Below are 25,010 nucleotides of genomic sequence, written 5' to 3' on the forward strand. Positions count from 1 at the left end.
CAGGTAGATCGCCGACTTGTCCTTGTTGTCCCCCACCGAGGTCAGCAACGCGGCCATGTACTCCGCGGTGTAGTTCGCCTTGAGGTACGCGGTCCAGTACGAAACCAGGCCGTACGCGGCCGCGTGGCTCTTGTTGAACGCGTACCCGGCGAACGGGAGGATCGTGTCCCACAGCGCCTTGATCGCCTCGTCGGAGAAGCCGTTCGACTTCATCCCGGCGTGGAAGCCCTCGAACTCCTTCTCGAGGACTTCGGCCTTCTTCTTGCCCATCGCGCGGCGGAGCACGTCCGCGCGGCCCATCGAGTACCCGGCCACCTTCTGGCCGATGTGCATGATCTGCTCCTGGTAGACGATCAGGCCGTAGGTGTCGGCCAGGATCTCCTTCAGGGGCTCCTCGAGTTCGGGGTGGATCGGCTTGACCTTTTGCCGCGCGTTCTTGCGGTCGGCGTAGTCGTTGTGCGCGTTCATGCCCATCGGGCCGGGGCGGTACAGCGCGCCCACCGCCACGATGTCGTCGAACAGGGTCGGCTGCATGCGGCGCAGCAGGTCGCGCATCGGCCCGCCGTCGAGCTGGAACACGCCGAGGGTGTCACCGCGGGCGAGCAGCTTGTAGGTCTCGGGATCTTCGACGCCGAGGGTGTCGAGGTCGATGTCGACCCCGCGGTTGGCCTTGATGTTGTCGATCGCGTCCCCGATGACGGTCAGGTTCCGCAGGCCGAGGAAGTCCATCTTCAGCAGGCCGATGGCCTCGCACGACGGGTAGTCCCAGCCGGTGATGATCGAGCCGTCGTCGCGCTGCCACAAGGGGATCGCGTCGGTCAGCGGTTCGCTCGACATGATCACCGCGCAGGCGTGCACGCCCGCGTTGCGGATCAGGCCCTCCAGGCCGCGCGCGGTGTCGAAGATCGTCTTGCACTCGTCGTCGGTCTCCACGAGCGTGCGGACCTCGGCGGCCTCGGCGTAGCGCTCGTGCTTCGAATCGACGATCCCCGACAGCGGGATGTCCTTCGCCATGATCGGCGGCGGCAGCGCCTTGGAGATCCGGTCCGCGATCGCGTAGCCCGGCTGTCCATAGTGGACGCGGGCGGAGTCCTTGATCGCCGCCTTGGTCTTAATGGTGCCGAAGGTGATGACCTGGGCCACCTTGTCGACGCCGTACTTGTCGGTGGCGTAGCGGATCATCTCGCCGCGCCTGCGGTCGTCGAAGTCGATGTCGATATCGGGCATCGAGACGCGCTCGGGGTTGAGGAACCGCTCGAACAGCAGCTTCTGCGGGATCGGGTCCAGGTTGGTGATACCGAGCACGTACGCGACCAGCGACCCGGCGGCGGAACCACGGCCGGGGCCCACCCGGATGCCGACGCTGCGGGCGTAGTTGATGAGGTCGGCGACGATCAGGAAGTAGGCGGGGAAGCCCTTGCCGATGATGACGTCGAGCTCGACCTCGATGCGTTCCTGGTAGCCATCGGGCTCGCCCTCGGGGAAGCGCCACTTGAGCCCGCGGTCGACCTCGGCGCGCAGCCAGGTGCCCTGGTCGTAGCCCTCGGGGACCTCGAAGAAGGGCAACCGGTCCTTGTGGGTGTAGACCTCTTCGTAGGACTGGACGCGTTCGGCGATCAGCAGGGTCGAGTCCGCGGCGCCGGGGACCTCGGAGTCCCAGTACTCGCGCATGTCCGCGGCCGACTTCAGGTAGTAGCCGTCCCCGTCGAACTTGAACCGGTTCGGATCGTTGAGCGTCTTACCCGCCTGCACACACAGCAACGCCGAGTGCGTATCCGCCTGATCCTTCGTCACGTAGTGCGAGTCGTTCGTGGCCAGCGGCTTGAGGTCGAGCAGCTTGCCGATCTCCAGCAACCCCTCGCGCACCGACCGCTCGATCGGCAACCCGTGATCCATCAACTCCAGGAAGAAGTTCCCCGGCCCGAAAATGTCCTTGTAGTCCGAGGCCGCCTGGACCGCCGCGTCCTTCTGCCCCAGCCGCAACCGCGTCTGCACCTCACCCGAGGGGCACCCCGTCGTCGCGATGATCCCCGCCGCGTTCTCCGCGATGATCTCCCGATCCATCCGCGGCTTGCGGTAATACCCCTGCATCGACGCCAGCGACGACAACTTGAACAAGTTCCGCAACCCCACCGGGTTCTCCGCCAGCATCGTCATATGCGTATACGCACCAGCACCCGAAACGTCACCACCCTCACCCAGCTCATCCGCACCACGCTGGTTCGACTGCCCCCAGAACACCGGCTTCTTGTGAAACCGCGACTCCGGCGCGACGTACGCCTCGATCCCGATGATCGGCTTCAACCCGTGCTTACGAGCCTGCTGATAAAACTCATCAGCCCCGTACATGTTGCCGTGATCGGTCATCCCCACCGCCGGCATCCCCAACCGCGCCGCCTCCGCGAACAACGGACCGATCTTCGCCGCACCATCGAGCATCGAATACTCGGTGTGCACGTGCAGGTGGACGAAAGAATCGTTCGACACCAGCGAAAACCTCCCCGTAGAGACCTTGGCCCGGGAGTCTCGGCGCGACCCGGGAGGTACCACACTAGTCTGGGCGCCCGGGAGAGATTTTGCCCCTCGCCCCCTCCCGAGCTCCGGTGCGACATACCCCCTCACGCGGGTGATCACGACGTAACGCATCGTATTATTGACTTCTGATTACAAAACTCGCTAGGGTCCAGCCATGGCCAGAACGAAGGGCTTCGACCCGGACGCCGCCGTCGACGCGGCGATGGACGTGTTCTGGTCGAACGGCTACGCGGGCACCACGCCGCAGCAGCTCGTGGACGCGCTCGGCATCGGGCGCGGCAGCCTCTACAACGCGTTCACCAGCAAGCACGCGCTCTACGAACGCGCGCTGCGGCGCTACCACGAACGCGAGACCGCGCGCCTGATCGAAATACTCGACGGGCACGGCCCCGCCCGCGAGCGCATCAGGGCCGCGGTCGACCTGGTGCTCGCCGCCTCGCTGGACGACGACGAGCGGCGTGGGTGCATGGTGACCAACGCGGCCGTCGAGTTCGGCGGCAGGGACGAGATCGTCGGCCACCTCGTGCGCAGGGCACTGGACCGCCAGCAGGCGGCGCTGAAGAGCACGATCGAAGAGGGGCAGCGGGCTGGCGACATCGACCGCGACGCGGACGCGGGTGCACTGGCGGCCTTCTTCCTGACCACGCTCAACGGGATCAGGGTGCTGGCCAAGGCCGATCCCGACCCGGCCCGCCTGTCCTCGCTCGCGGACACCGCGCTGCGCCTGCTCTGACTCCACTCGCCTGTTCGGGCGGGTTCGTCGTACCGCAATTTTGTAACTCTAGTTCAAGAAAGGTTATGCCATGGACCTGCGCCTCGAGGGCAAGACCGCACTGGTCACCGGCGCCAGCAAGGGAATCGGCCTCGCCATCGCGCGGCGGCTCACCGGAGAAGGGGCCCGCGTGGCCGCGGCGGCCCGCACCGTCACGCCCGAGCTGGACGCGCTCGGCGTGGCTCCGGTGCGCGGCGACCTCGCCACCAAGGAGGGCGCGATCGCCGTCGTGGAGGGCGCGCTCGAAGCGCTCGGCGGTATCGACATCCTGGTCAACAACGTCGGCGGGGTGCGGGAGGGCATCGCGCACGGCGAGAGCTTCGCGTCGATCACCGACGACGCGTGGCAGCAGACCTTCGACCTCAACCTCTTCGGCACGGTGAGGGTTACCCGCGCGGCGCTCGACAGCCTGGTCGAACGCCGGGGTGTGATCATCAACATCTCCTCGATCGGCGCGCGGTTCGCCCACCCGCCCATCGAGTACGGCGCCGCGAAGGCCGCGCTGACGAACGTGAGCAAGGCGCTGTCCGAGGAACTGGGCCCGCGAGGAGTCCGCGTGACGACCGTGAGCCCCGGTCCCACGCGCACCCGGAACTGGTCGGACCCGGCCGGCATGGCAGGCGACCTCGCCCGCGAACAGGGCGTCGACCTCGGCACCTTCCTCGCCGACCTGCCCGCGCGAATGGGCATCACCACCGGCAGGCTCGCCGAGCCCGGGGAAACCGCGGCACTCGTCGCCTTCCTCGCGTCACCGCACGCCGCCAACATCACCGGCGCTGACTACGTCGTCGACGGCGGCGTCCTGAAAACCGTCTAGCGGGGCGGTTCTCCATGCCCTGTCTCAGCGAGGGCTCGCATGCCGTGAAGGTGACCCGTCGGGGACTCGGCTACTCCGAGGGGCACAGTTGCTCCGAGGGGCCCATGCCCTGGAGGTGACCTTCACGGCATCACATTCCCTCAAGGGCCCCTTCGGGGCATGCGCGGCGGACCTCGCCTTGACCTCTGCAGGAGAATCCTTCAGGACATGAGCGGCCCCCGCCCGCACGCCCGCGAGGGCAGGGAACGCGGCGTCAGAGTCCCTGGGGCACCTTCAGGGACCGCCTCGCTGACCGCGCCCCTAGCGGCCGAAGGGTGGCAGGGCGGCTTGCGGGGGCGCGTCAGCGGGGGCGGTGCCCCATCCGGTGTCCGGCTTCGTGCCGAGGTCGTAGGAGATCGTGCCGCCGTTCGCGACGAACGCCTCCGAGACCCACGGCCGGGTCGTCGGTGCGCCGTTGACCCGCGCGCCCCGGACGTAGAACGTGCCGGACGACGCGGCGGGGGCGTCGATGCTGATGGTCGCGCCGGTCCCCCGGTGCACCACCGCCCTGGGGAACAGCGGGCTCGCCAGCACGAGGTCGGCGCGGCTCGGCACCTGCGGGAACATGCCCAGCGCGGCGAAGACGTACCACGCCGACATGGTGCCGAGATCGTCGTTGCCCGGCAGCCCGTCGGTGCCCGCGCCGTAGACCGTGTTGACGATCTGGCGCACGGTTTCCTGCGTCTTCCACGGTTTCCCGAGGTAGTCGTACAGCCAGGGCGCGTTGATGTCGGGCTCGTTGCCGGGGTTGTAGCGCTCGTCGTCGGTGCCCTTCAGCGCCCAGTTCCCCGCCTTGTCGTGGAAGAAGGCGTCGAGCCGGGCGACCGTCGGGTCCGTGCCGCCGAGCGCGCCGGTCAACCCGTTCACGTCGTGCGAAGCCATCCAGGTGTACTGCGCGCTGCTGCCCTCGACGAAACCGGTGTCGGTGGCCGGTTTGAACGGCTCGACCCAGGTTCCGTCGGCCCGGCGCGCCTGCGGGTAACCGCCGTGGTCCTTCGCGTTGAACACGTTCCGCCAGTAGCCGGACCGGTCCAGGAAGGCGGCCTTCTCCGGGGCACGGCCAAGCCTGCCCGCCCAGTCCGACAACGCGAAGTCGGCGACGGCGTCTTCGAGCGTTTCGGCGGCGGAACCCCAGCAGTGGCAAGCACCTTCGGGTGCGTAGTGCAGTTTCAGGTAGTCCGCGAGCCCCGGCCGCTGCCCCGCGCACTGCACGGGGCAGCCGTTGTCGCGCGAGTCGTTCGCGGTGGGAATCGTCGCGGCGCGGACGAGCGAGTCGAAGGCGCCGCCGACGTCGAACCCGGTCGCGCCGAACGCGGCCATCCCGGCGAGCGCCGGCGCCGACGGGTCGCCGCTCATCACGTGCGTGCCGCCCTGGTTGTGCAGCCAGCGATCCCACTCGCCGCCGTTCTGCCGCGCGAAGTTGTAAAGCGACTGCGCGTAGTCGCTCGCGCGCGCCGGATCGAGGAACGCCAGCAGCTGCACCTGCGCGCGGTAGACGTCCCAGCCGGAGAACGTGCCGTACTGCGCCTTCTGGTTCTTCGCCAGCCGGTGCACCTTCGCGTCGCTGCCGCGGTACTCGCCGTTGACGTCGTTGAACAGGCTCGGCTGCTGGAAGGCGTGGTACAGCGCGGTGTAGAAGGTGGTGAGCTGCGCGTGCGTACCGCCGCCGACCGAGATCCGGTTCAGCTCGGTGCGCCATGCCCGGCGCGCGTCGCCGAGCACCTTGCCGAACGCCGTGCCCGCGGGGATCTCCGCGTCGGCGTTGCGCTGCGCGTTCGCCTCGCTCACGTACGAGATGCCGATCCTGGCCGTCACCGGGCCGCCTGCCGGGTCGAACCCGACGTATCCCCCGGAACCCTTGCCCGGCCTGGCCGCGTCCGCGAAGCCCTCGCCGCCGCTCGCCGCGCCGGTGCCGGGCCGCAGGGTGCCGTCGACCCAGGTGCCCTGCGAGACGATCGGCCGGTCGAAGTCGACGGTGAAGTGCAGCGTGTAGTAGGAGCGCTGGTTCTCCGCGCCGCCTTCGGTGCGGCCGCAGAACCCGCCGGAGTCGACCGAGCCGGTCACGCGGTTGTGCGCCTTGTCGATCCGGATCGACGCGCCCGCGCTGCCCGGCAGCGAGTTCGACGTCCGGAACAGCAGGGTGGCCGGTTTGCCCGCCGGGAAGCTGAACCGGCCGAGCCCGGCGCGATCGGTGACCGAAAGGTCCACGCCGACACCGTTGTCGAGGCCGACCCGGTAGTGCCCCGGCTCCGCGGTCTCGTCCGCGTGCGAGAAGTTGCTCGCGAAGACCTCGTCCCTGGTGTCGGCCGACGGTGACGACCGGACCTCGCCGGGGAACGGCATGACCGGGATGTCACCGGAGGCGCCGGGGGTGCAGCCGGTGCCGTTGAGGTGGGTGAGGCTGAAGCCGCGAAGCCTGGTCACGTCGTACTGGTAGCCGCCGGCCGCGCCGGAGGACGCCTGGTTCCCCTTGGTGGTCGTCGGGCTCCACGCGATCATCCCGTACGGCTTCGTGGCGCCGGGGTAGACGTTGCCCGCGTTCGTCGTGCCGATCATCGGGTCCACATAGGACACCGGATCGGCCACCAGCCGCGGTGCGGCCGACACCGGCGGGGCGGCCGTCGCGGCCAGCAGGCCGGTACCGAGCAGGCACAGCACGAGTCTCCGGGCACGCATGCGGCGTCCTCCACGTGACGACCTTGTTTGACATCGTTGTTTGACATCGTTGTCAACGTTGTCAAGACACTTACGGTGACGCTACCGACACTCGATTCACGCGAGCAACACGCGAGCCGGGTTCTGTCCCTTTTGTCAATGCACAGTGGCTTTTCGCCAGTGGCGAGTGGTGAACTCTTGACAAGGTACGGCGCCGGAGATCACCATTCCCGCCATGAACCTGTCTGACAGCCAGACAGCCGGACAAGGTCCCCGGCGGGTGAGTGCGATGGAAGCCGTGCTCGCCCACCTCCGCGGCGCCATCGAGCGTGGAGAATACGACGTCGGCGAGAAGCTGCCGTCGGAGGCCACCCTCGGCAAGGAGTTCGAGGTGAGCCGCTCGGTGATCCGGGAGTCGCTGCGCGGGCTGCAGGCACTCGGGTTCACCGAGTCCCGTACCGGGAAGGGCACCTTCGTCACCGCGTCGGGCCCGGCCCAGAACCCGAGGTTCGGGCCGTACTCCGCCCGCGACCTGTTCGAGGTGCGCCGCCACGTCGAGATCCCGGTGGCGGGCTACGCGGCGCTGCGGCGCGGCAGCGAGCACCTCGACCTGCTCGAGCACCTGCTCGGGCGGATGGAGGTCGAAAACGACAACACCGCGTGGGTCGCGCTCGACTCGCTCTTCCACATCACCATCGCCCAGGCATCCGGCAACCCCGTGTTCGGCAAGGTGATCGAGGAGATCAGGGACGCCCTCGCCAGGCAGTCCGCCTTTCTCAACCAGCTCGGCGACCGCCGTGCGCAGTCCAATGTGGAGCACCGGACGATCGCGACCGCGATCGCGGCCGGTTCCCAGACCGATGCCGTCGAAGCGATGGCAGCCCACCTCGACCACGTCGAGAACGCCTTGTCCACAATCGTCGCCAAGACCGCCGCGCCCGCGGCCTCCGAAGACAGGAACGAGTGACACCGTGACCGACCAAACGCTCAGCGCCGAGCACAAGGCCGCACCGGCCGACGCGGGCGACGCCGGGTACAGCAAATCCCTGAAAGCGCGCCACATCAACATGATCGCCATCGGCGGGGCGATCGGCACCGGCCTCTTCCTCGGCGCGGGCGGCAGGCTCGCGCAGGCGGGGCCCGCGCTCGCGATCGTGTACGCGGTGTGCGGCATGTTCGCGTTCTTCGTGGTGCGCTCGCTCGGCGAACTGATCCTGCACCGCCCGTCTTCGGGCGCGTTCGTCTCCTACGCCCGCGAATTCATGGGCGAGAAGGGCGCGTACGTCGCGGGCTGGATGCACTTCCTGAACTGGTCCACGACCGGGATCGCGGACATCACCGCGATCGCGCTGTACGCGCACTTCTGGAGCTTCTTCACGCCGATCCCGCAATGGGTGCTCGCGCTCATCGCGCTGGCGATCGTGCTGACGCTGAACCTGGTCTCGGTCAAGCTGTTCGGCGAGATGGAGTTCTGGTTCGCCATCGTCAAGGTCGCCGCGCTGGTGGTGTTCATGGTGATCGGGATCGTGCTGCTGGTGACCCAGCACCCGATCGACGGCGTCGCGGGCGGTCCGCAGCTCATCGCCGACCACGGCGGCTTCTTCCCGGCGGGCGTGCTGCCGATGGTGCTGATCGTGCAGGGTGTCGTGTTCGCCTACGCCTCGGTCGAACTGGTGGGCGTCGCCGCGGGCGAGACGGAGAACCCCGAGAAGATCATGCCGAAGGCGATCAACTCGATCATGTGGCGCATCGCCGTCTTCTACGTCGGCTCGGTCGTGCTGCTGGCGATGCTGATGCCGTGGAACTCCTACTCGAAGAACGAAAGCCCGTTCGTGACCGTGCTTTCGCATCTGGGCGTGCCCGCCGCGGGCAGCGTGATGAACCTGGTCGTGCTCACCGCAGCGATGTCGAGCCTGAACTCGGGCCTGTACTCCACCGGCCGGATCCTGCGCTCGATGTCCGTGGCCGGTTCGGCACCGAAGTTCACCGGTGTGATGAACCGCAACCAGGTGCCCTACGGCGGGATCCTGCTCACCGCGTCGATCTGCGTGCTCGGCGTCGGGCTGAACTACCTGGTGCCGAAGGACGCGTTCGAGATCGTGCTGAACTTCGCCGCGATCGGCATCCTCGCCACCTGGGCCATCATCATCCTGTGCCACCTGCTGTTCGTCCGGAAGGCGAAGGCAGGCGAGCTGAAGCGCCCGAGCTTCCGGCTGCCCGGCTCGCCGGTGACCGAGATCGTCACGCTGGCCTTCCTCGCCACGGTGGTGGTGCTGATGTGGTTCGACGTGCCCAACGGCCGCTACACCGTGCTCGCACTGCCCCTGATCGCGCTGGCGCTCGTGCTCGGCTGGTTCGCGGTCCGCAAGCGGGTGGACACCAGCAAAGCGCTCGCCGACCTGGGGACCGGGGAATGACCCCTGCCCCCGCACACGAGCCGCTCGTGCACATCCTGCGCGAGGGCATGACCGAGAGCGTCCACCACGGATCCGTGGTGGTGCTCCGGCCGGACGGTTCCGTCCTCTTCGAAGCCGGTGATCCCGGCTCCGCGTGCTACCCCCGCTCGGCGGCCAAACCGGTGCAGGCCACCGCGATGGCCCGGCTCGGGCTCGATCTCGACCCCGACCTGATGGCGCTCGCCGCGGCGAGCCATTCCGGGGAGGAGGTCCACCTCGACGGCGTGCGCCGGATCCTCTCCGGCGCCGGCCTTGGCGAGGCCGGCCTCCGCACCCCGGAGGACTACCCGTTCGACCCCGTCGAACGGGACGCCTGGGTGGCCGCTGGCCGGAAACCCAGCAGGATCGGGCACAACTGCTCTGGCAAGCACTCCGCGATGCTGGCCGTGTCCCGTGCGCACGGCTGGCCGCTCGGGGACTACCTCGACCCGGAACACCCGCTGCAGCAGGAGATCCGGCGCACCGTGGAGGCGTTGAGCGGCGAGACGGTCGCGAAGGTGGCCACGGACGGGTGCGGCGCTCCGCTGTTCTCGGTTTCCCTGCGCGGGCTCACCGCCGCGATCGGCCGCGTCGCCAGTGGCGACGGGCCGGAACGCCTTGTCGCGCAAGGGATCCGGAAGCACCCGGAGATGCTCGCCGGGAGCAGGCGGGACGTCACCTGGCTGATGCGCGCGGTACCGGGGCTGATCGCGAAGGACGGGTTCGAGGCAGTGCAGGTGGCCGCGATGCCCGACGGAACCGCGATCGGCATCAAGATCGCGGACGGTTCCGACCGGGCACGGCTGCCGGTGCTGCTCGGCGCGCTGGCACTGTCCGGTGTGGACGTACCGCCGCACGCCGACGCGAATGTGCGCTTGGTGGGCGAACTGGGTCAGGACACCACGCGGTAGTGCGTGATCAGGCGGCCCTCGTCGTAGACGTGGAACGCCAGCGACGGCGGGCCATCGAGGTCCACCGGCCCGCCGTCGGCCCATTCACGCGTGCCGTTCTCCTCCCACGGCATCAGGAGCGTCGACACCACGCCCGGCGCGATGTGCAGTGGGAGCCCGGCGAAGGTGGTGGCCGCGGCGGTGTGGGTGTGCCCGCAGAACAGTGCCGCCACGGCATGCCTGGCGAGCACGGCTTCGAGCCGCTCCTCCCCCGTCTGGCGCAGCACGTCGACGACCGGGTTGTGCATGGTCACCGGCGGGTGGTGGAAGCAGACGAACGCGGGCTCTCCGCCGGGTACCCCGCCGAGCGCGGTGTCGAGCCAGTCGATCGTCTCGTCGCCGAGGAAGCCGGCGCCGCGGCCGGGGATCGACGAATCGCACATCAGGAACGTGGCCCCGTGGATCCGGTGGACGCGGTTGATCGGTCCCTCGCCGGGTCCTTCGCCAAGCAGGACCTGCCGGTAGGCCGAGCGCTCGTCGTGGTTGCCGGGGCAGTGCAGTACCGTGCCGCGCCCGTCGAACAGCGCCTTGACCTGCTCGTACTCCGCGGGCGCCCCGTGCTCGGCGAGATCTCCGGTGGCCAGCACCACGTCCGGTGGCGTGGTGAACGCGTCGATCGCGGCCAGTACCCTCTCGGCGCGGGCGGCGCTGCGCTCGCCCCCGTCCAGGTGCAGGTCGCTGATATGCGCGATGAAGATCATCGGCCCCCTCCTCGTTCATCCACTGTGGACAGACAAGCTTCGGCGGACTTCCTTGATCCGCAACGGAGTCCTCGCTGTCACCGGGATCATAATTGCATACAGTTGATCAGTGCTGTATGCAGATTTCATGGACAGTGCCGAGATCCAGCGCGTACGCCAGGACACCCCCGGATGCCAGGAGATCCGCCACTTCAACAACGCGGGCGCCTCGTTGCCACCGAGGCAGGTCACCGAAACCGTGATCGAGCACCTGCGGGCCGAGGAGCGCCGCGGCGGGTACGAGGCCACCGCGGCCGCGAGCGACCGGGTGGAAGCCGTCTACGATTCGCTCGCGCGGATGCTCAACGCCGCGCCGGAGGACATCGCGCTGACCGACAGCGCCACCAGGTCGTGGCAGGCGATCTTCTACGCCATCGAGTTCGCCGCCGGTGACCGCATCCTCACCTGCCGCTCCGAGTACGCCAGCAACGCGATCGCCTACCTGCAGGTCGCCAAGCGCACCGGTGCGATCGTCGAGGTCGTCGACGACGACCAGCACGGCCAGCTCGACGTGGAGGACCTCAAGCGCCGCATCGACGGCAGTGTCAAGCTGATCTCGATCTCCCACGTGCCGACGCAGGGCGGGCTGGTGAACCCCGCCGAAGCGGTCGGCGAGGTCGCCGCGGCGGCCGGGATCCCGTACCTGCTGGACGCCTGCCAGTCGGCCGGCCAGCTCGACCTCGACGTGGAGCGGCTTCGCTGCGACGCGCTGACCGCGGCTGGCCGGAAGTACCTGCGCGGGCCGCGCGGCACCGGATTCCTGTACGCGCGGCCTTCGCTGCGGGAGCGCCTGGAGCCCGCGATGCTCGACCTGCACTCGGCCGTCTGGACCGCACCGGACACCTACGAGGTGGTGGACTCGGCACGGCGGTTCGAGGCGTGGGAACGGTCCACCGCGACCGTCCTCGGGCTCGGCGCGGCCGTCGACTACGCGCTCGGGCTGGGGTTGCGCCGCATCGAAGCACGGGTGGCCGCGCTCGGCGAGATGCTGCGGACGCGGCTGCGGGAGATCGACGCGGTCACCGTGCACGACCTCGGCGAACGGCGCTGCGGCATCGTCACGTTCAGCGTCGACGGGCTGCCGTCGCCGGAGCTGAACAAGCTGCTTGCGGGTGAGCGGGTCAACACCTCGGTGACTTATCGCGAATCTGCGCAGTACGATTTTACTGGGCGGGATTTGCCGGTTTTGGCTCGGGCTTCGGTTCACTATTACAACACCGAGGCGGAGATTGATACTCTTGCCCAGCTTGTTTCTCGGTTTTCCCGTCGGTGATCCTGCTTCTTTGCTGGCGTGTTTTGGTGGCTCGGTGAAGGTTTCCGACGCGTTGTCGGTCCCGTTACCTGTTTGGCTTCCGTGTCGTTGTGATCCCGTTGTGGCAGGCCGCGATCTTTCCTGCACCTGATTAGGGGACGGAAAGTGTTTTGCGGGGCGGTAGAATTGTGACATGTCCACTGAAGAAGAGTTTCATCGGGTTCGTGTGCTTTCTGACTCTGCGACTCGGCGGTTGCGGGTTATTCGGCATCAGCAGGCACTGTTGCTGCGCGAGATAGCGGAGATGGAGCAGTGGTCGTCGCGAAGATCGAGAACCGGAATCCGCCCGCACTGCGGAGGTTGGTCAACTCGCTGCTGATGCGAGTTGACCCCTGAAGGGTATGAGCGGCGGCGTCAGGAGAAGGTGGCGGCGGGATAAGCGCACCATGGATCGGCTCCGGCTCGATGCGCTGGTCGAGCGGTGCCTGGGTAGTCATGGATGTGCGGGGAAGCCGAAGGCGCAGATCTTCGTCCACATCGACCTGCCAACCCTGCTCGGCCCGCGCGACAACCCCGCCGAACTCGCGGGGTGTGGTGACATCTCACCCGAGTTGGCCCGAGCGATCGCCTTCGACGCTGACTCGGTCTGGAACCGCATCATCGACGAACCCATGACCGGCCTACCCGTCGATTTCGCACGACGGCGCTAGTCCGCTGAGGACTCTCGGAGGATGCCGTCGGGGTCGGCGGATTCGCTGAAGTCCTCCCAGTCCATGTTGGCCAGCGAGAGTTGGATCTCGACGTCCAGCAGGGCGTTCGGCGTGGCGCGGAAGGAGCGCGGCGGTTCGTGTTCCGGGTCGATTTCCAGCACCAGCACGGGATGTTCGGGTGAGGCGAGGGTGGTCGCGTCCACCACGAACACGAGGTCGCACTCGTCCGCATAGGGCAACAGCAGCTCGGCCAGGTTCTCGCCCGTGCAGCCGTCGAATCCGGGCTCGGCGATCAACGTGGCGTCGAGGACGACCTCGTCGTCCCAGTACTCGCGGAGCGCGGTGATGTCACGCCAGGCGGTTTCCCAGGCGTCGTGGTCGGAGAAGTCCGTGCGCACTATCGGGGTCGTCGAAGAATTGAGCAGGGCTTGCAGCGCGGCTGGCGGGACGGTGTGGGACGAGGCGGTTGTGACGGTGCCGTCGATGACGTGGCGCCCTTCTCGCCACACCACGGTTCCGTCCTCTGCGCAGAGCCGGATTTCTCCTCCGGACATTACGCGGAGGTGGTCGCCCGGGCCGGCGAGTTGGTCGAGCACGCTGCCGCCGTCGCCCCGTACCTGGAGGTACCCGTGGGGGTCGAGCGCGAGGTCCGCGCCTTCGGCGTACCAGAGCTGGATTCCGTCGACTCCGTACAGGCGCACACCCTGCTCGGGCTGGTGGCACAGCACGGTACCGCCGTCGTCGGAAGTAAGGGACCGGGTCCGGAGCGTCTGTCCGCGGCGCAGGACCGCGCCGCGCGGTGGAGTGTGCCCGGTCGCCGCGCAGGGCCCGTGCTCGCCGGCCTCCCACACCGCCGTTCCCTCGGCGTCGAGCAGGGCAACGGTTCCGTCATCGCGGACGGCCAGCCGCACCGCGCCGAGATCGGCGGTACCCGACCGCCAAACCGGTGCACCGCACGACGTACGCAGCACCAGGTCACCGTTCCGGTCGAGATCGGCCCAGCCGTCACCCGCCCAGTCGGTCCCGGTCGTCCACACCGGACTGTGGACGGCGTTGCAGTACAGCGCCAGGTTTCCGTTGTCGTGGTGCTGAAGCGTGTGCGAGCCGGACGGGGAAGTCAACGACTGCCGTCGAAGACGCGAGCCCGGGCCCATGGCGGGGCCACCGTGGTCGTGTGGCTCCGCGGGCGGCGGTGTCGTGCTCGACCGGGCAGAGCCTCTGCGCCACAACAGGTTCCCGGCGGCGTCGAGCAGGCACGGTTCCAGGTCCGTGCCCTGGGTGGTCGGCACCTGTCGCCAGGTCAGTACCGTGCCCTCCTGCTCCAGCCAGCGCGCCAACGGCGGGGAAGCCACGGAATAGGACATGGTGAGTTCACTGCCCCACAACGAACCGTCGGGTTCGCGCCGGACCGTGCGTGCCACGGCACCCTTCGTGTTCACGCCGTAGAGGAAGCGCTTGAGCGTGATGTCGGCGACCGGCGCGGAATCCCGGAACACCGGCTGGGAGCCGACGAATCCGTGCCGGGAGTTGTACACGCCCACCCCGATGTCATCGAGGAGTTCGAGCTCCCCTTCATCGGTGACCACGAGCGACTTCGCACGGACGTCGGCCACCGCCGAATGCCAGACCTCTCCGTTGCGGAGTTCGACCTGGACCGAGCCGCTGAGCCGGAGTTCACCGGCGGCCGGGTGCTGTTCGTCGTCACCGGCCCGCCACACGATTTGGTGCGTCGTCCGGTCTGCGACGACCGGTACGCCACCGGAGTCGTACCGCAGCGCATACCTTCCCGAGGGCGAGACCAGCTCGGTCCCGGCCGGAAGCGAGTCGTACTCGGGCAGCAGCCGCATGCGCCTGCCCGGCGATCCGTCGGGCAACGGTTCCGCGGGCGTGCTTGGTGATTCCCGTGCGACGCGCACGCCGCGGTAAGCGACCGGGGCTTGGCCAGCGCGTTGGCGGTAACCGGTGAACCCGCTGCTCTCGGCGAGGAAGCGGACGGCTTCCAGTTGCACGTCAGGGGATCCGTTGGTGTCGTCGATATCGAGGCGGTAGTGCGCGTAGGCCCCCGGTTCGGCGATCCGGTAGGTCCTGGACTGGTGCCGGTCGGCGAACGACTGGTCCGCGCGGGTGTCCAGGGTCCGCCACCGCAGCCCGTCCGCCGAGCCGCGCAGCGTCCACCTCGCCGGGTCGCGATCGTCCGCGTCGTTGGCGGAGGTGAGCGCGTACCGGTCCACCGCGATCGGTTGCGGGAACTCGAACTCCAGCACGGCCCGATCGTGCGGTGCGAACCATTTGCTGCTCGTCCCGTCGACGAGGTTCGCGGCGACCTCGTCCGCGGCGGGGTGTTCGGCACTGACCCACACGAAGCTCACCAGGTCGCTCACGTCCGCGTTGCCGGACGGGCTCGCCGAGCGCAGCGCCACCGAGCAGGAGCCACCCGTCCGGTCGCGCCAGGTCACCGACCGCAGAGGCGCTCCGGCGCCGTCGTCGATCAGCACCCGCAGCCGTCCGGCCGGTCCGTCGTCGGGCTCCGCGTCGAACTCGTAGTGGCGAACGCCGCCCGCCTTCGTCCGGCCACGGAGTTCTCCCCGCACCTGCACCACATCACCGTTGCCGGTACGGCCGTGGCCGCGGCAACTCGCCATGTCCGGTGCGAAACCGATCGTGGTCAGCGCACCATCCACCGTGTCCCAGGACAGCTGCTCCAGCACCACGATGCCACCGTCGTCCACCTGGACCAGCAGGTCGTGCCCCGGCTCCCACTCGGCAGAATCCCTTGTCCGCAACCAAATCCGGAACGCGAACACGGATTCCTGATCCGACACCGGCTGCACCGAGCTCTCCCTGCTGGCCAAGGCGCCGACACGGATGACTCAGCGACGCGTGAACGCCGCCGATCGTAGGTACCTCCCGGTCCCCGCTTCGTCCACTTCGACCAGGATTGCCCTGGCAGGGAGGGATAACTGTCCGAAAAGCCACTCAAGCCATCAACCGGACCGGTGGTTCCGGCAAGCTGAGCAGGTTGTTCGGCGCGAAACCGTCGGCTGTCGTCTTGAGGTAGACGACGCCCGCGTAGGACGCCAGCACCACATCGAGCTGCCTGCCCGCGACGGTGACGAAGTAACTGTTGCGGCCCGCTCTGATATCGGCGATCACCTCGGCGGTCTCCCGGTACCAACCCTGGCTGCCATTCCCGCCGATGCCACGGATCCGTTGGTGCGGATTGCGATGATCGTCCCCGATCTTGTGCGTGTACTCGACAAGAACTCGCGCCATTGTTCCTCCGGGTATCGGTGGCGCTCGTTCTGGCCGAGCACCTTCCCGGAAGTCGCGAGGACCGCTGCCGCGCTACCGCGCACCACCACCTCGCAACCCGATCGTGAGGAACGCGATTACCCCGCCTCCACCGCGGCCAGTGCCGCCTGCCAGGGAAACGCCTCCGCGACCGGCTCCGCACTTCCCGCTTCCCAGAGCACGCGTACACCCGATTCGCGGAGTTCGGCGACGCTGCGCGAGAACGGCCTGCTGATGGCCAGACCGCCGTTCACGAAGGGCAGCACCACGACGGGCACCCCGAGGCCGTGCAGTTCGGCGAGCTGCGTGGTCACGTAGGTGTCGGCGATCCCGGCGGCGAACTTGTTGACCGTGTTGTAGGTCGCCGGAGCCACGATCACCGCGTCGGCCTTCGGCAGCGCGGGCTGCCCGGCGCCCCGGTACCCGGTCCGCACGGCGTGCCCGGTCCGCGAGCGGAGCGCGCCGAGGTCGAGGAAGTGCTCGACCGCGGCCGGGGTGGCCAGGCAGTGCACCGACCACCCTCCGGCGAGCGCGAGGTCGATCAGCACGCCGACGTGCTCGGCGGGGCCCGCACCGGTGATCATCAGGTACAGGACGCGCTCCGCCATACCGCCGATTCCTTCTCCCGGTGACCGTTTTCCCTGTCACCAGGCTATCGGGCTACGGCTTGACGAGATCCGAACTCGTCGGCGTGGGATTGCGGAACAGGTCCAGCACCGGGCAGTGCTCGTCGACCTGGCGCTTCAGCTCCACGTAGCGGTCGCGGTCGGCGGGCCCGCTCAGCTCGACGGACACCCGGACGCCGGTGAAACCGGGCCGGGTGCCGTCGAACCCGAAGAAGCCGTGCAGGTCGAGGTCGCCGTCCACGGTGACCTTGACCGAGTCGAGCGGGATGCCGAGCTTCGCGGCCCAGAACTGGTAGGTGATCACCTGGCAGGAACCCAGTGCGGCGAGTGCGTATTCGACCGGGTTGGCGGCGGTGTCCGTCCCGCCGAGCGCGGCGGGCTCGTCCACGGAGAACGCGTGGTCACGGACACGGACGTCGACCGCCGTCGCGGCACCCGGCACGAGCGCGTGCTCGACGGTGAAGGACGCCTTCGCGGCGGCGGGGTTTCCCGTGACGGCCTGTTTGGTTCCCTCGATGACATCGGTCAGCGACATTCGCGTACTCCCGGTTCGCCGCGGTTGGGGCCACCCAGGATGATGCGCGCGCCCGGCGGGCGTCGCGAACGCTCCTACCGAGTGGGATGTTTCTTTCTTGCTTCTCGCCAGCCTGCCCGCGGTCACACTGTGACGGTGACGCACGACACAGGGAACGCGGCTACCCAGGGGGAAAGCGCTTTCCCTTCCCGTTTTCCCGGGTGTCCGCCGAAGCCTCCGTCCGGCGGGCACCCGGGCTCCAGCAAGTTAGGTTAACCTAACTTCGTGACCCGCGTTCACCAGCTCACCGGCGCGGCCGGTTCCCCGGAGTCCGCCGCGGCGCACGCGGCGTACTACGCGTCGATCGCGCAGGCCGACGTGCACGGCAGCACCGTCCGGCACCGGCTCCGCCCGGAGGTCGGCGACGGCACGATCGAGGTGACGTCGTTGCGGAACGGGATCGACATCGTCCGCTACGACGCCGCGTTCACCGGCGGGCACCGGCTCGGATACGCCTTTCCCGGCGACCACTTCGAGCTGGAGCACTGCCTCGACGGGCGCATGCGCATCAGCGAGGCCGGTGGCGGTACCGGCGATCTGCGCGCGGGCTCGGTGGCGCTGAGCCCTCGGTGCGCCACCGAGGGAGTCGTCGCACACGGCGACGGTGAACGGTACCGAGCGGTGTCGATCACCGGGACCTGGACCGGTTTGGCGTCCTACCTCGGCACGCTGCCGGAAACCGTTTCGCCCGAGCAGTACGTGAGCGGGTCCGCCGCGCTGCGCCCAGTGGCCGGTCCGTTGGAAGAGATCTTCGTCCACCGCCGCATGTCCCCCGGCCGGCTGCTGTTCCTGGAATCCCGGCTCATGGCCGCGCTGGCCGCGCTGGTCGACGGACTCGCGACCACCACGCCCGCGGTCCTGGGCCTCGACGACCACGAAGTGACCGCGTTGCGGCGCGTTCCCGGGCTGCTCTGGCAGGAACGCCACGCGCCGCCGACGCTGGCCGCGCTGGCCCGCGCGTCGTCGATGTCGGTCCGGCGTCTCACCACCGGGTTCCGCGCGCTGTTCGGAGCGTCCATAATGGAGTACCACCGGCACCGCTGCCTCGACCGGGCGGCGGCTCTGCTCGTCGAGACCGACTGGCCGGTGGCGATGATCGCGCACGAAGTCGGCTACGCCTCGGCCAGCAATTTCGGTTACGCCTTCCGCCGCGATCGTGGCGTCACCCCCGCCGGGTTCAGGCGGGCGCACTCCTGAGCACCGCGCTCCACATCCCCGAGCCTCGCGCTCCACACCGCGGCGCGGCCCCGGCGCCGACGATCGGAACCATGACCGTCCGCACCGCCGCACGCCCTCGGCTCGTCATCGTCCTGGCCGGGCTCTCCGCGGTATCGCCGTTCGCCACCGACATGTACGCGCCGGCCTTCCCCCAGATCGTCACCTCGTTCGGCACCTCCGGAGCGGCCGTCCAGCTCTCCCTGACCGCGTGCCTGGTCGGAATCGCCGTCGGCCAGGTCGTGCTCGGACCGGTCAGCGACGCGACGGGCCGACGGCGCCTGCTCCTGGCCGGTTCCGGCCTGTTCACCGTGTTTTCGCTGGTGTGCGCGCTCGCTCCGGCCATGTTCGTCTTCGACGTCGCCCGCCTGCTGCAAGGGATCGCGGGCAGCGCGGGGCTCGTCATCGGGCGCGCGGTCATCAGCGACCGGTTCACCGGTGCCCGTGCGGCCCGCCAATTCGCGACGCTCAGCGTGATCGCGATGACCGCCCCGGTGCTGGCGCCGGTACTCGGCGGCCTCATCCTCGGCGTCGGCTCGTGGCGCCTGGTGTTCGTGGCGCTGGCCGTGACCGGGCTGGTGCTGTCGGCCGCGATTTGGGCGTGGGTACCGGAATCGCTCCCCGCCGAGCGGCGACGTCCCAGCGGCCCGCGAGCCGCGTTCGCCGCGATGGGCGGGCTGCTCCGGCGTCGCGAACTGGTCGGCTACCTCCTCGTCGTCGGGTGCGGGCTGGGTGCCCTGTTCGCCTACATCACCGGCTCGCCCTTCGTCTTCCAGAACGGCTACGGCTTGTCGCCCACCGGTTATGGCCTCGTCTTCGCCACGAACGCCGCCGGCACCGTGGCCGCCGGAGTCGCGTTCGGACGGTTGGCCGGGCGCGTGCGCCTCACCACCCTGCTCGTCACCGGCGTCGTCATCGCCGCTGTTTCCCTGACCACGCTGGTGATCCTGCTCGCCGCCGGCGTCGAGACGCTGCCCACTACCTGGGCCTGCCTGTTCGGTCTGACGTCCGGATTCGGGCTGCTGCTGCCCGCGTCGACCAGCGTCATCCTCGCGATCGGCAGCGACTCCCCCGGTGCCGCTTCCGGTCTGCTCGGCGGCGCCCAGTTCGCCCTCGGTGCCGCGGCCGCCCCGCTACCCGGCGCGCTGGGAAGCACCACCGCCATGTCGACGGCCGTCGTGGTACTGGGTTTCGTCTTCTTGTCCGTGATCGCACTGAGCACGCTCACCCGTCCCTGGCGAAAACCCTGAATCCAGCCGGACCGATTTGACTAGCCTCAGACCATGAACCCGCCCTCGATCATGGCCATGGCAGATCTGGCCACCCCGATGTCCCTCCGGGTGGCCGCGACCCTCAACCTGGTGGAGCACGCGGGAAACGCGGGAGCGACGGCAGAGCACCTCGCCGCCAGGACCGGAACCTCCGCCCCCGCACTACGGCGCCTGCTCGATCACCTCGTCACGATCGGCGCCTTCAACCTCGACCCGGAATCAAACCGCTACCACCCCACGGACCTCGGCGCCCAACTGCACGAGGACGCCCCGGAAGGGATCAAACCCCTGCTCGACATCAACCGCGCGGGCGGTCGCGCCGAACTCGCCTTCGTCGACCTGGTGGAAACGATCACCACCGGCACCCCGGCCTACACGCACCGGTACGGGCGCGAATTCTGGGCGGACCTCGATGCGCACCCGGAACTGCGCCACTCCTTCGACACCCAGATGAACTGGCGTTTCCAAGCGCAGGCACCACAAATCGCCGAACGCTTCGAGTGGAGCCGCTTCCCCCGGATCCTCGACGTCGGCGGCGGCGACGGCACCGTGCTCACCGAGATCCTGCGCGCCCATCCCGATGTCCGGGGCCAGGTCCTCGAACTGGCTCCCACCACGGCCGCCGCGACCACGCGATTCGCCGCAGCGGGGCTCGCCGACCGGGCCACCGTCGTCCCCGGCAGCTTCTTCGACCCGCTGCCCGCGGGCGCCGATGCCTACGTGCTGTCCGACATCCTGCACGACTGGGACGACGACCACGCCCGCAAGATCCTGACCCGATGCCGCGAAGCCGCCACCCCGGACGGCACCGTCGTGGTGATCGAACCGGGCCCCGGGGTGGGCACCGCGATGAACCTGTTCATGCTGATGTGCTTCAACGGCAAGGAACGCACGATTGCCGAACTGACCGCGCTGGCCACCGACAGCGGGCTCTCGCTCGTCGGCTCGGGCCCGGTGTCAGAAGAACGAACCGCACTGGAGTTCCGAATCGTGCTCTGACGACGCCGACTTCAAGAACGGCACCAGGGTTTCGGGCAGTTCGGGAGCGGGTGCGAGAGGGCGGTCGCGGCCGGCGGGTCGGGTGGCGGAAGCGTGGAGCCGCCAGGGGGCCTGGTCCCTGAAGGACGCCTTCACGGCATCAGATTCCCTCAAGGACACCTTCAGGGCATCCACGCCGGAGCGGAAAGCCCACATCCACGACATTCACGCCTACCAGGCCCTTCAGGGCATCGCAGAAAGCGCGTCAACGACCGGCGCCGATCCAACGTCGAGCGCCCGCCAAGGCGAGAAGCCCGCGCCGTGGGGATGTGGGGGCTTGGCCCCCACTGCGAAACAAAACACCGGGAAGGCGGCCGACAGGCCACCGAACACGGTGGGCGCAGCAGGGATCGAACCTGCGACCGCTCGGGTGTAAACCATGCGGTTTCCTGCTCCGGCCTGCGCATTTGCCGTCCAGAGCTGTCCAGTCGAACCACGTCCGACCAGCGTGGTTCACGGCCGTTCACGGCCGCTGATGTCAAAGACAGATGTCACGATGGCGCCCTCGACCAGTGAAACTCACCGAGGGCCTCGCCGCGCTTCCGGATGGGCGGGGACGCACCTTCCAGGCTGCTTCCGGTAGTCCCAGGATTCAGCCGGGCTCCGATGTCAACGGGACGGTCTTCGTTGTGTTCGCGCTTCCTGGCTGGTGTCGGAGCTTGAACGAGAGCATCGCTACGTGCGCGGTCGTTGCGATCATGTGGAGGTCCGAGGGGAAGTCACCTGGAATGCGTCGGTCCTGACCAGAGCCTGGCAGTAGCCGAGGCCATGCGTGGGCATGCGCAACACCGCTGTAGGTGTTCCATAGCCAGATGAAGTGCTCTTTCAGGGCCTTCCGACTCCCGTCTGCGTCGCCCGGCATGGCCTCCAACGCCGCTGCAACCACCTCGGCGGCGCCGTACATGACTTTGCCATCGCCCGGTGGCTGATTCCCCTCCTGGATCGCTGCCTTCTGTCGCTGCGCTGCAGCCAGATACTGTGCCTCCGGCTTCATCCTGGAGAACTGTTCGAAGCCCGCGTAGCAGTCCAGCGCCTGTGTGAAACCCTTCGCCTCCTGAGCGAGTAAGACCCGGGCGTTCCGGAGGCGAGTAGCTGGGTCGGCGGGCAGGAGTGCGAAGACGACGCGGCCAGCTCCAACCAGCGCGGCCCGACTAAGGGCATACAACACGATCGGGGACGTGGGTGTGTTGGTTCGCACGATGTGGCTGACCTGGTCGAGCGTGCCTCGGACTGCATCAGCGGCGGAGATAATGGTGCGATCAAAGCTGATCGGGCCTGGAGGAAGCGCCCGCGCGAGTCGGCCGACTTCGCTGTCTTCGACGAATGGAAGTTCGCTGATCTCGTCGCATAGCCGCTCGACCGACCCGTCGATGATGCTAACGGCTCGGGCGAGGGCCTCAAGTGCGGCAGGATTCTCGAGCCCCATATCCATGACCAGGTCTCCTCGCTGTGCTGTTGAGCCGAAGTCGCCTTCATGCCGTGCCGTGTTACAGGCAGGAGCTGCGACATGCCCGATGATGAACTGGCTGGCACGGCTTGGGCGACAGGTCATCGACCACTACTTTCTCCCAAACTCGGCGTATGACGCTTCCTTAGCATTCCTGGCCTCGACAGCACGCGTCAGGCGTCGATACAGCGATGGCTTCAGTTGCTGCTCAACTGCTTCGAGGTGACAAAACTGGAAGCTCGCAAGCTCATCACTCGGAAGATTAATTTTACTGATCATATTTGACGCTAGAACTCCGCCATCAAAAATGAACTGTAAGCTATCACGCCAAACGCCATGTTGCGGAACCCAGTCCACCACAAGAAGACCTCCGATATTGAGATCCAATTGCAACTCTTCCCGAATTTCACGGCGGCACGCTGCATCTGGCGACTCATTAGCATCCGCTATCCCGCCCGGAATCTCCAGGTAGGGTTTGTAAACCGGAACGACGAATAGTATTCGTCCGCGATCATCGGTTATCAGTGCGCCTCCCGCCACCGTCTTGCCAGGAATTCGACCAGCGATTCCTGGGTTGAATTCTTTTTCAGGCTCACCCTCAAGGGCGAGGTCTTCAGCAAGGAGGCCAGTCGAACGATTCGACTCCAAGTGAATCATATTTCCCTTCACTACTCTGCTAACCCGCAAGCAGTGGGCGGGCGCGATCTCGAAAGTCTCGAACATGTGATTGCTTAGCGTGGGTTTTGAGCCGCTCGTTTACTTCTCGAATTACTTGAAGCGAGCGTTGCGAGGACTGGCGGCTACTGGAATCAACGGCGGCCAACCCAAGACTCGCAGCCTGCTCGATATCGCCATTCAATACGGCCACTTTAGCGAGCTGTCCAGTGCTGTACACCCGACGTCGGGGGTGATCCTTGGCTGCGTCCCAAGCAAGCTTTAACGGACCAAATGCCTCACGAGGCTTACCGAGGTCTACCCAACAGCTTCCGACATATGTCGCAAAAACGGCATCCGTCCAGTGCGAGGCCCAGCTAGGTGTGTTTTCGGGCCGAACCTGAGAGAATAGCCCCTCAGACTCAAGAATCATTTTTCGGCAATCTGATTCGTCGCCAAGTTGGGCGGATGCTTGAGCAGCGAGCAGAGTGGCCTCTGTCGCCACAATTGGAACCGTCGAGACGTTCGCATGGGAACGCGCCGCGAGTGCGAAACGTAGAGCCTGGTCAGGGCGCTTAAGGTAGAGTGCTTGATGACTCATGGTGGTGAGAACGTACGCCCCATAAGCAGGTTGATGCGCATCCTTGGCCAATCTCAAGGCTTGCACAAAGTACCGTTGCGCCACACCGTGCCGTTCGGAATCATAAGCCATCCAGCCGATGATTTCACATAAGGTTGCCGCAGCCGTGTATAGAGCACGGCTAAGTGGGTCCGTACCGGCCTGACTGAGACGGGGTGCCAACTTCTCTCGCACAAACTGAACCGCTAGAAGTCGCTGCGCTTCGCCTCCAACGGTTCGGTCCAGGCTGTCAAACATCTGCGTTGCCGCAGTAACTTCCGCCACGTCAAGCTCAGTTATCTTGCTTGCAGTTCGCTCGTATTTCGACTCCCGAAGGAACCAATCCATGAAGGCGGCGTTAAGCGCCTCCAAGGAATAGTCCCCCTGCAAGACACTCGTATGCCTGGTGGAATCGAACACCGCAAGCTTAGTCAATGAGTCAACGGCATCGATAAGCGACGGCGAGTACGTGAGACCAATGTCAGAGCGAGCCTCATTCGGGGTTGGCGTGAGCCCTAGCTCAAGTGCCGACCTGCCATACACGTCGCATAGAATCGTGCGGATCGGCTCTTGTGGACTTCGTTGACCGCTCTCCCAGAAGGAGACTTCTCGCGAAAGACTCTGAGTGGTCTTACCGAGCGTCTCACCTCGCGAACGTGCGCACACTTCGATCAAGTGCACCAGTTTGGCCTTCGTCCAACCTTTCGCAGCTCGCTCTTCTCTCAATCGCGTCATTGACTCCCCCGCATCATAGGACGCCCTTTAGAACATCCCTTACAGCGCTGAGACAGATTTGGCAACAAGTGCGTCATGTCCCGTCACCCCCGTCATGCGGCGTCACTGTTGTCGAGCTTCGGAACCGGCGATCGTTAATGACATGAAGATCAGCCACACAAGCCTCCACCTCGACTCCTTATCCTGCAGTCGCCCCGCCCTCAATCCGCTGGACTCGCTCGGCGAGAGCCGCGACCGCGGCACTCAGGTCGTTTACCTGTCGGGTAACCGCAGCAAGATCCGGTGCAGTCACCCCCTCCTGCCAGTCCTCTCGCACAAACACGCCGATGGATTGGCGGGCTTCAACCCAGCCCTCGTCCTGCAGGAGACGCAGCGCTTTCTGCGCGGTCCCGAGGGCCACGGAGAACTTGTCCGCAAGTTCCCGATGAGGCGGCAGCTTATCCCCCGCCCCTAGTTCTCCACTGCGGATTTGCAGGCGGATCCGCTCGGCCACCTGCTCAAACGGTGCCTTCGAACTCGTGCTGGCGCTCATGGGCTCAAGTCTAGCGGCTTGACTCAACTCGACATAGATCACCCGAATAGCGGAACGCACGTCGACTCATATTGAGCTAGGTTGATATGTGTCACCAAACGAA

21 protein-coding genes are annotated in these 25,010 nt (G+C 67.3%); 10 read left to right on the plus strand and 11 right to left on the minus strand.

The window, feature by feature from the left end:
- A partial coding sequence (gene dnaE / locus ABD256_RS37435) for a DNA polymerase III subunit alpha (RefSeq protein WP_344429936.1) occupies positions 1–2,487 on the minus strand: 2,487 nt, incomplete at its 3' end.
- Positions 2,488–2,689: 202 nt separating this feature from the next.
- On the opposite strand from dnaE, the gene ABD256_RS37440 reads away from it, so the two are divergent.
- Both ABD256_RS37440 and ABD256_RS37445 read left to right on the plus strand, forming a co-directional pair.
- The gene (locus ABD256_RS37440) at positions 2,690–3,268 is read left to right on the plus strand and encodes a TetR/AcrR family transcriptional regulator (protein WP_344429938.1); all 579 of its coding nucleotides are present in this window, start codon (positions 2,690–2,692) and stop codon (positions 3,266–3,268) included.
- Between the two features lie 70 nt (positions 3,269–3,338).
- Positions 3,339–4,124, plus strand: coding sequence for an oxidoreductase (locus ABD256_RS37445; protein ID WP_344429940.1), 786 nt, complete (start codon positions 3,339–3,341; stop codon positions 4,122–4,124).
- Positions 4,125–4,424: 300 nt separating this feature from the next.
- Here ABD256_RS37445 and ABD256_RS37450 read toward each other — a convergent pair whose 3' ends face one another.
- The gene (locus ABD256_RS37450) at positions 4,425–6,839 is read right to left on the minus strand and encodes a GH92 family glycosyl hydrolase (protein ID WP_344429942.1); all 2,415 of its coding nucleotides are present in this window, start codon (positions 6,837–6,839) and stop codon (positions 4,425–4,427) included.
- A 268-nt stretch (positions 6,840–7,107) separates the two neighbouring features.
- Between ABD256_RS37450 and ABD256_RS37455 the strand changes: the two genes are divergently transcribed.
- The 3 genes from ABD256_RS37455 to ABD256_RS37465 are packed head-to-tail and all read left to right on the plus strand — an operon-like array spanning position 7,108 to position 10,164.
- On the plus strand, positions 7,108–7,785 hold the full coding sequence (locus ABD256_RS37455; protein WP_344430059.1) for a FadR/GntR family transcriptional regulator: 678 nt from the start codon (positions 7,108–7,110) through the stop codon (positions 7,783–7,785).
- A gap of 4 nt (positions 7,786–7,789) precedes the next feature.
- Positions 7,790–9,235, plus strand: a complete 1,446-nt coding sequence (locus ABD256_RS37460; RefSeq protein ID WP_344429943.1) for an amino acid permease — start codon at positions 7,790–7,792, stop codon at positions 9,233–9,235.
- Positions 9,232–10,164 carry an asparaginase gene (locus ABD256_RS37465; protein ID WP_344429945.1) on the plus strand — a complete coding sequence of 311 codons (933 nt, stop codon included), beginning with the start codon at positions 9,232–9,234 and terminating at the stop codon, positions 10,162–10,164. The genes ABD256_RS37460 and ABD256_RS37465 overlap by 4 nt, the downstream gene beginning before the upstream one ends.
- Here the strand turns inward: ABD256_RS37465 and ABD256_RS37470 are convergent.
- A complete protein-coding gene (locus ABD256_RS37470; protein ID WP_344429946.1) occupies positions 10,146–10,904 on the minus strand; it encodes a metallophosphoesterase in 759 nt (252 codons plus the stop codon). The genes ABD256_RS37465 and ABD256_RS37470 overlap by 19 nt on opposite strands.
- A gap of 127 nt (positions 10,905–11,031) precedes the next feature.
- On the opposite strand from ABD256_RS37470, the gene ABD256_RS37475 reads away from it, so the two are divergent.
- Together ABD256_RS37475 and ABD256_RS37480 are read left to right on the plus strand one after the other, a co-directional pair.
- Complete coding sequence (locus tag ABD256_RS37475) at positions 11,032–12,216, plus strand: aminotransferase class V-fold PLP-dependent enzyme (RefSeq protein ID WP_344430061.1); 1,185 nt, start codon at positions 11,032–11,034, stop codon at positions 12,214–12,216.
- A gap of 380 nt (positions 12,217–12,596) precedes the next feature.
- Positions 12,597–12,905, plus strand: a complete 309-nt coding sequence (locus ABD256_RS37480; protein WP_344429948.1) for a hypothetical protein — start codon at positions 12,597–12,599, stop codon at positions 12,903–12,905.
- On the opposite strand, the gene ABD256_RS37485 is transcribed toward ABD256_RS37480, so the two are convergent.
- The 4 genes from ABD256_RS37485 to ABD256_RS37500 all read right to left on the minus strand — a co-directional run bounded on the left by ABD256_RS37485 (position 12,902) and on the right by ABD256_RS37500 (position 17,357).
- The gene (locus ABD256_RS37485) at positions 12,902–15,736 is read right to left on the minus strand and encodes a DUF6924 domain-containing protein (RefSeq protein WP_344429950.1); all 2,835 of its coding nucleotides are present in this window, start codon (positions 15,734–15,736) and stop codon (positions 12,902–12,904) included. The genes ABD256_RS37480 and ABD256_RS37485 overlap by 4 nt on opposite strands.
- 145 nt (positions 15,737–15,881) lie before the next feature.
- Positions 15,882–16,178: a DUF3892 domain-containing protein gene (locus ABD256_RS37490; protein WP_344429952.1), complete on the minus strand. Its 297-nt coding sequence runs from the start codon at positions 16,176–16,178 to the stop codon at positions 15,882–15,884.
- Positions 16,179–16,294: 116 nt separating this feature from the next.
- Positions 16,295–16,804 carry a flavoprotein gene (locus ABD256_RS37495; protein ID WP_344429954.1) on the minus strand — a complete coding sequence of 170 codons (510 nt, stop codon included), beginning with the start codon at positions 16,802–16,804 and terminating at the stop codon, positions 16,295–16,297.
- A 52-nt stretch (positions 16,805–16,856) separates the two neighbouring features.
- A complete protein-coding gene (locus ABD256_RS37500) occupies positions 16,857–17,357 on the minus strand; it encodes an OsmC family protein (protein ID WP_344429956.1) in 501 nt (166 codons plus the stop codon).
- A gap of 264 nt (positions 17,358–17,621) precedes the next feature.
- On the opposite strand from ABD256_RS37500, the gene ABD256_RS37505 reads away from it, so the two are divergent.
- From ABD256_RS37505 to ABD256_RS37515, 3 genes are all read left to right on the plus strand, one after another.
- Complete coding sequence (locus tag ABD256_RS37505; RefSeq protein WP_344429958.1) at positions 17,622–18,593, plus strand: helix-turn-helix transcriptional regulator; 972 nt, start codon at positions 17,622–17,624, stop codon at positions 18,591–18,593.
- A 71-nt stretch (positions 18,594–18,664) separates the two neighbouring features.
- A complete protein-coding gene (locus ABD256_RS37510) occupies positions 18,665–19,861 on the plus strand; it encodes a multidrug effflux MFS transporter (RefSeq protein WP_344429960.1) in 1,197 nt (398 codons plus the stop codon).
- Positions 19,862–19,894: 33 nt separating this feature from the next.
- Entirely contained in the window at positions 19,895–20,881 is a 987-nt protein-coding gene (locus ABD256_RS37515; protein ID WP_344429962.1) for a methyltransferase, read from the plus strand.
- 631 nt (positions 20,882–21,512) lie between these two features.
- Here the strand turns inward: ABD256_RS37515 and ABD256_RS37520 are convergent.
- The 4 genes from ABD256_RS37520 to ABD256_RS37535 all read right to left on the minus strand — a co-directional run bounded on the left by ABD256_RS37520 (position 21,513) and on the right by ABD256_RS37535 (position 24,907).
- Positions 21,513–22,352 (minus strand): hypothetical protein, encoded by an 840-nt coding sequence (locus ABD256_RS37520; protein ID WP_344429964.1) that lies wholly within the window; start codon positions 22,350–22,352, stop codon positions 21,513–21,515.
- A gap of 126 nt (positions 22,353–22,478) precedes the next feature.
- Positions 22,479–23,024 carry an NUDIX domain-containing protein gene (locus tag ABD256_RS37525; protein WP_344429966.1) on the minus strand — a complete coding sequence of 182 codons (546 nt, stop codon included), beginning with the start codon at positions 23,022–23,024 and terminating at the stop codon, positions 22,479–22,481.
- Between the two features lie 19 nt (positions 23,025–23,043).
- Positions 23,044–24,375 (minus strand): helix-turn-helix domain-containing protein, encoded by a 1,332-nt coding sequence (locus ABD256_RS37530; RefSeq protein ID WP_486303471.1) that lies wholly within the window; start codon positions 24,373–24,375, stop codon positions 23,044–23,046.
- Positions 24,376–24,553: 178 nt separating this feature from the next.
- On the minus strand, positions 24,554–24,907 hold the full coding sequence (locus tag ABD256_RS37535) for a GntR family transcriptional regulator (RefSeq protein WP_344429970.1): 354 nt from the start codon (positions 24,905–24,907) through the stop codon (positions 24,554–24,556).
- Between the last annotated feature and the right edge of the window lie 103 nt (positions 24,908–25,010).

This window comes from Amycolatopsis minnesotensis, assembly GCF_039529815.1.
Classification (GTDB): Bacteria; Actinomycetota; Actinomycetes; order Mycobacteriales; family Pseudonocardiaceae; genus Amycolatopsis; species Amycolatopsis minnesotensis.

Coding starts and splice junctions, on each gene's coding strand:
- ABD256_RS37490 (WP_344429952.1), bottom strand. CDS start 16,178: ATGGCGCGAGTTCTTGTCGAGTACACGCACAAGATCGGGGACGATCAT.
- ABD256_RS37530 (WP_486303471.1), bottom strand. CDS start 24,375: ATGACGCGATTGAGAGAAGAGCGAGCTGCGAAAGGTTGGACGAAGGCC.
- ABD256_RS37445 (WP_344429940.1), top strand. CDS start 3,339: ATGGACCTGCGCCTCGAGGGCAAGACCGCACTGGTCACCGGCGCCAGC.
- ABD256_RS37455 (WP_344430059.1), top strand. CDS start 7,108: ATGGAAGCCGTGCTCGCCCACCTCCGCGGCGCCATCGAGCGTGGAGAA.
- ABD256_RS37510 (WP_344429960.1), top strand. CDS start 18,665: ATGACCGTCCGCACCGCCGCACGCCCTCGGCTCGTCATCGTCCTGGCC.
- ABD256_RS37535 (WP_344429970.1), bottom strand. CDS start 24,907: ATGAGCGCCAGCACGAGTTCGAAGGCACCGTTTGAGCAGGTGGCCGAG.
- ABD256_RS37440 (WP_344429938.1), top strand. CDS start 2,690: ATGGCCAGAACGAAGGGCTTCGACCCGGACGCCGCCGTCGACGCGGCG.
- ABD256_RS37450 (WP_344429942.1), bottom strand. CDS start 6,839: ATGCGTGCCCGGAGACTCGTGCTGTGCCTGCTCGGTACCGGCCTGCTG.
- ABD256_RS37495 (WP_344429954.1), bottom strand. CDS start 16,804: ATGGCGGAGCGCGTCCTGTACCTGATGATCACCGGTGCGGGCCCCGCC.
- ABD256_RS37525 (WP_344429966.1), bottom strand. CDS start 23,024: ATGATTCACTTGGAGTCGAATCGTTCGACTGGCCTCCTTGCTGAAGAC.
- ABD256_RS37465 (WP_344429945.1), top strand. CDS start 9,232: ATGACCCCTGCCCCCGCACACGAGCCGCTCGTGCACATCCTGCGCGAG.
- ABD256_RS37480 (WP_344429948.1), top strand. CDS start 12,597: ATGAGCGGCGGCGTCAGGAGAAGGTGGCGGCGGGATAAGCGCACCATG.
- ABD256_RS37515 (WP_344429962.1), top strand. CDS start 19,895: ATGAACCCGCCCTCGATCATGGCCATGGCAGATCTGGCCACCCCGATG.
- ABD256_RS37470 (WP_344429946.1), bottom strand. CDS start 10,904: ATGATCTTCATCGCGCATATCAGCGACCTGCACCTGGACGGGGGCGAG.
- ABD256_RS37500 (WP_344429956.1), bottom strand. CDS start 17,357: ATGTCGCTGACCGATGTCATCGAGGGAACCAAACAGGCCGTCACGGGA.
- ABD256_RS37475 (WP_344430061.1), top strand. CDS start 11,032: ATGGACAGTGCCGAGATCCAGCGCGTACGCCAGGACACCCCCGGATGC.
- ABD256_RS37520 (WP_344429964.1), bottom strand. CDS start 22,352: ATGGATATGGGGCTCGAGAATCCTGCCGCACTTGAGGCCCTCGCCCGA.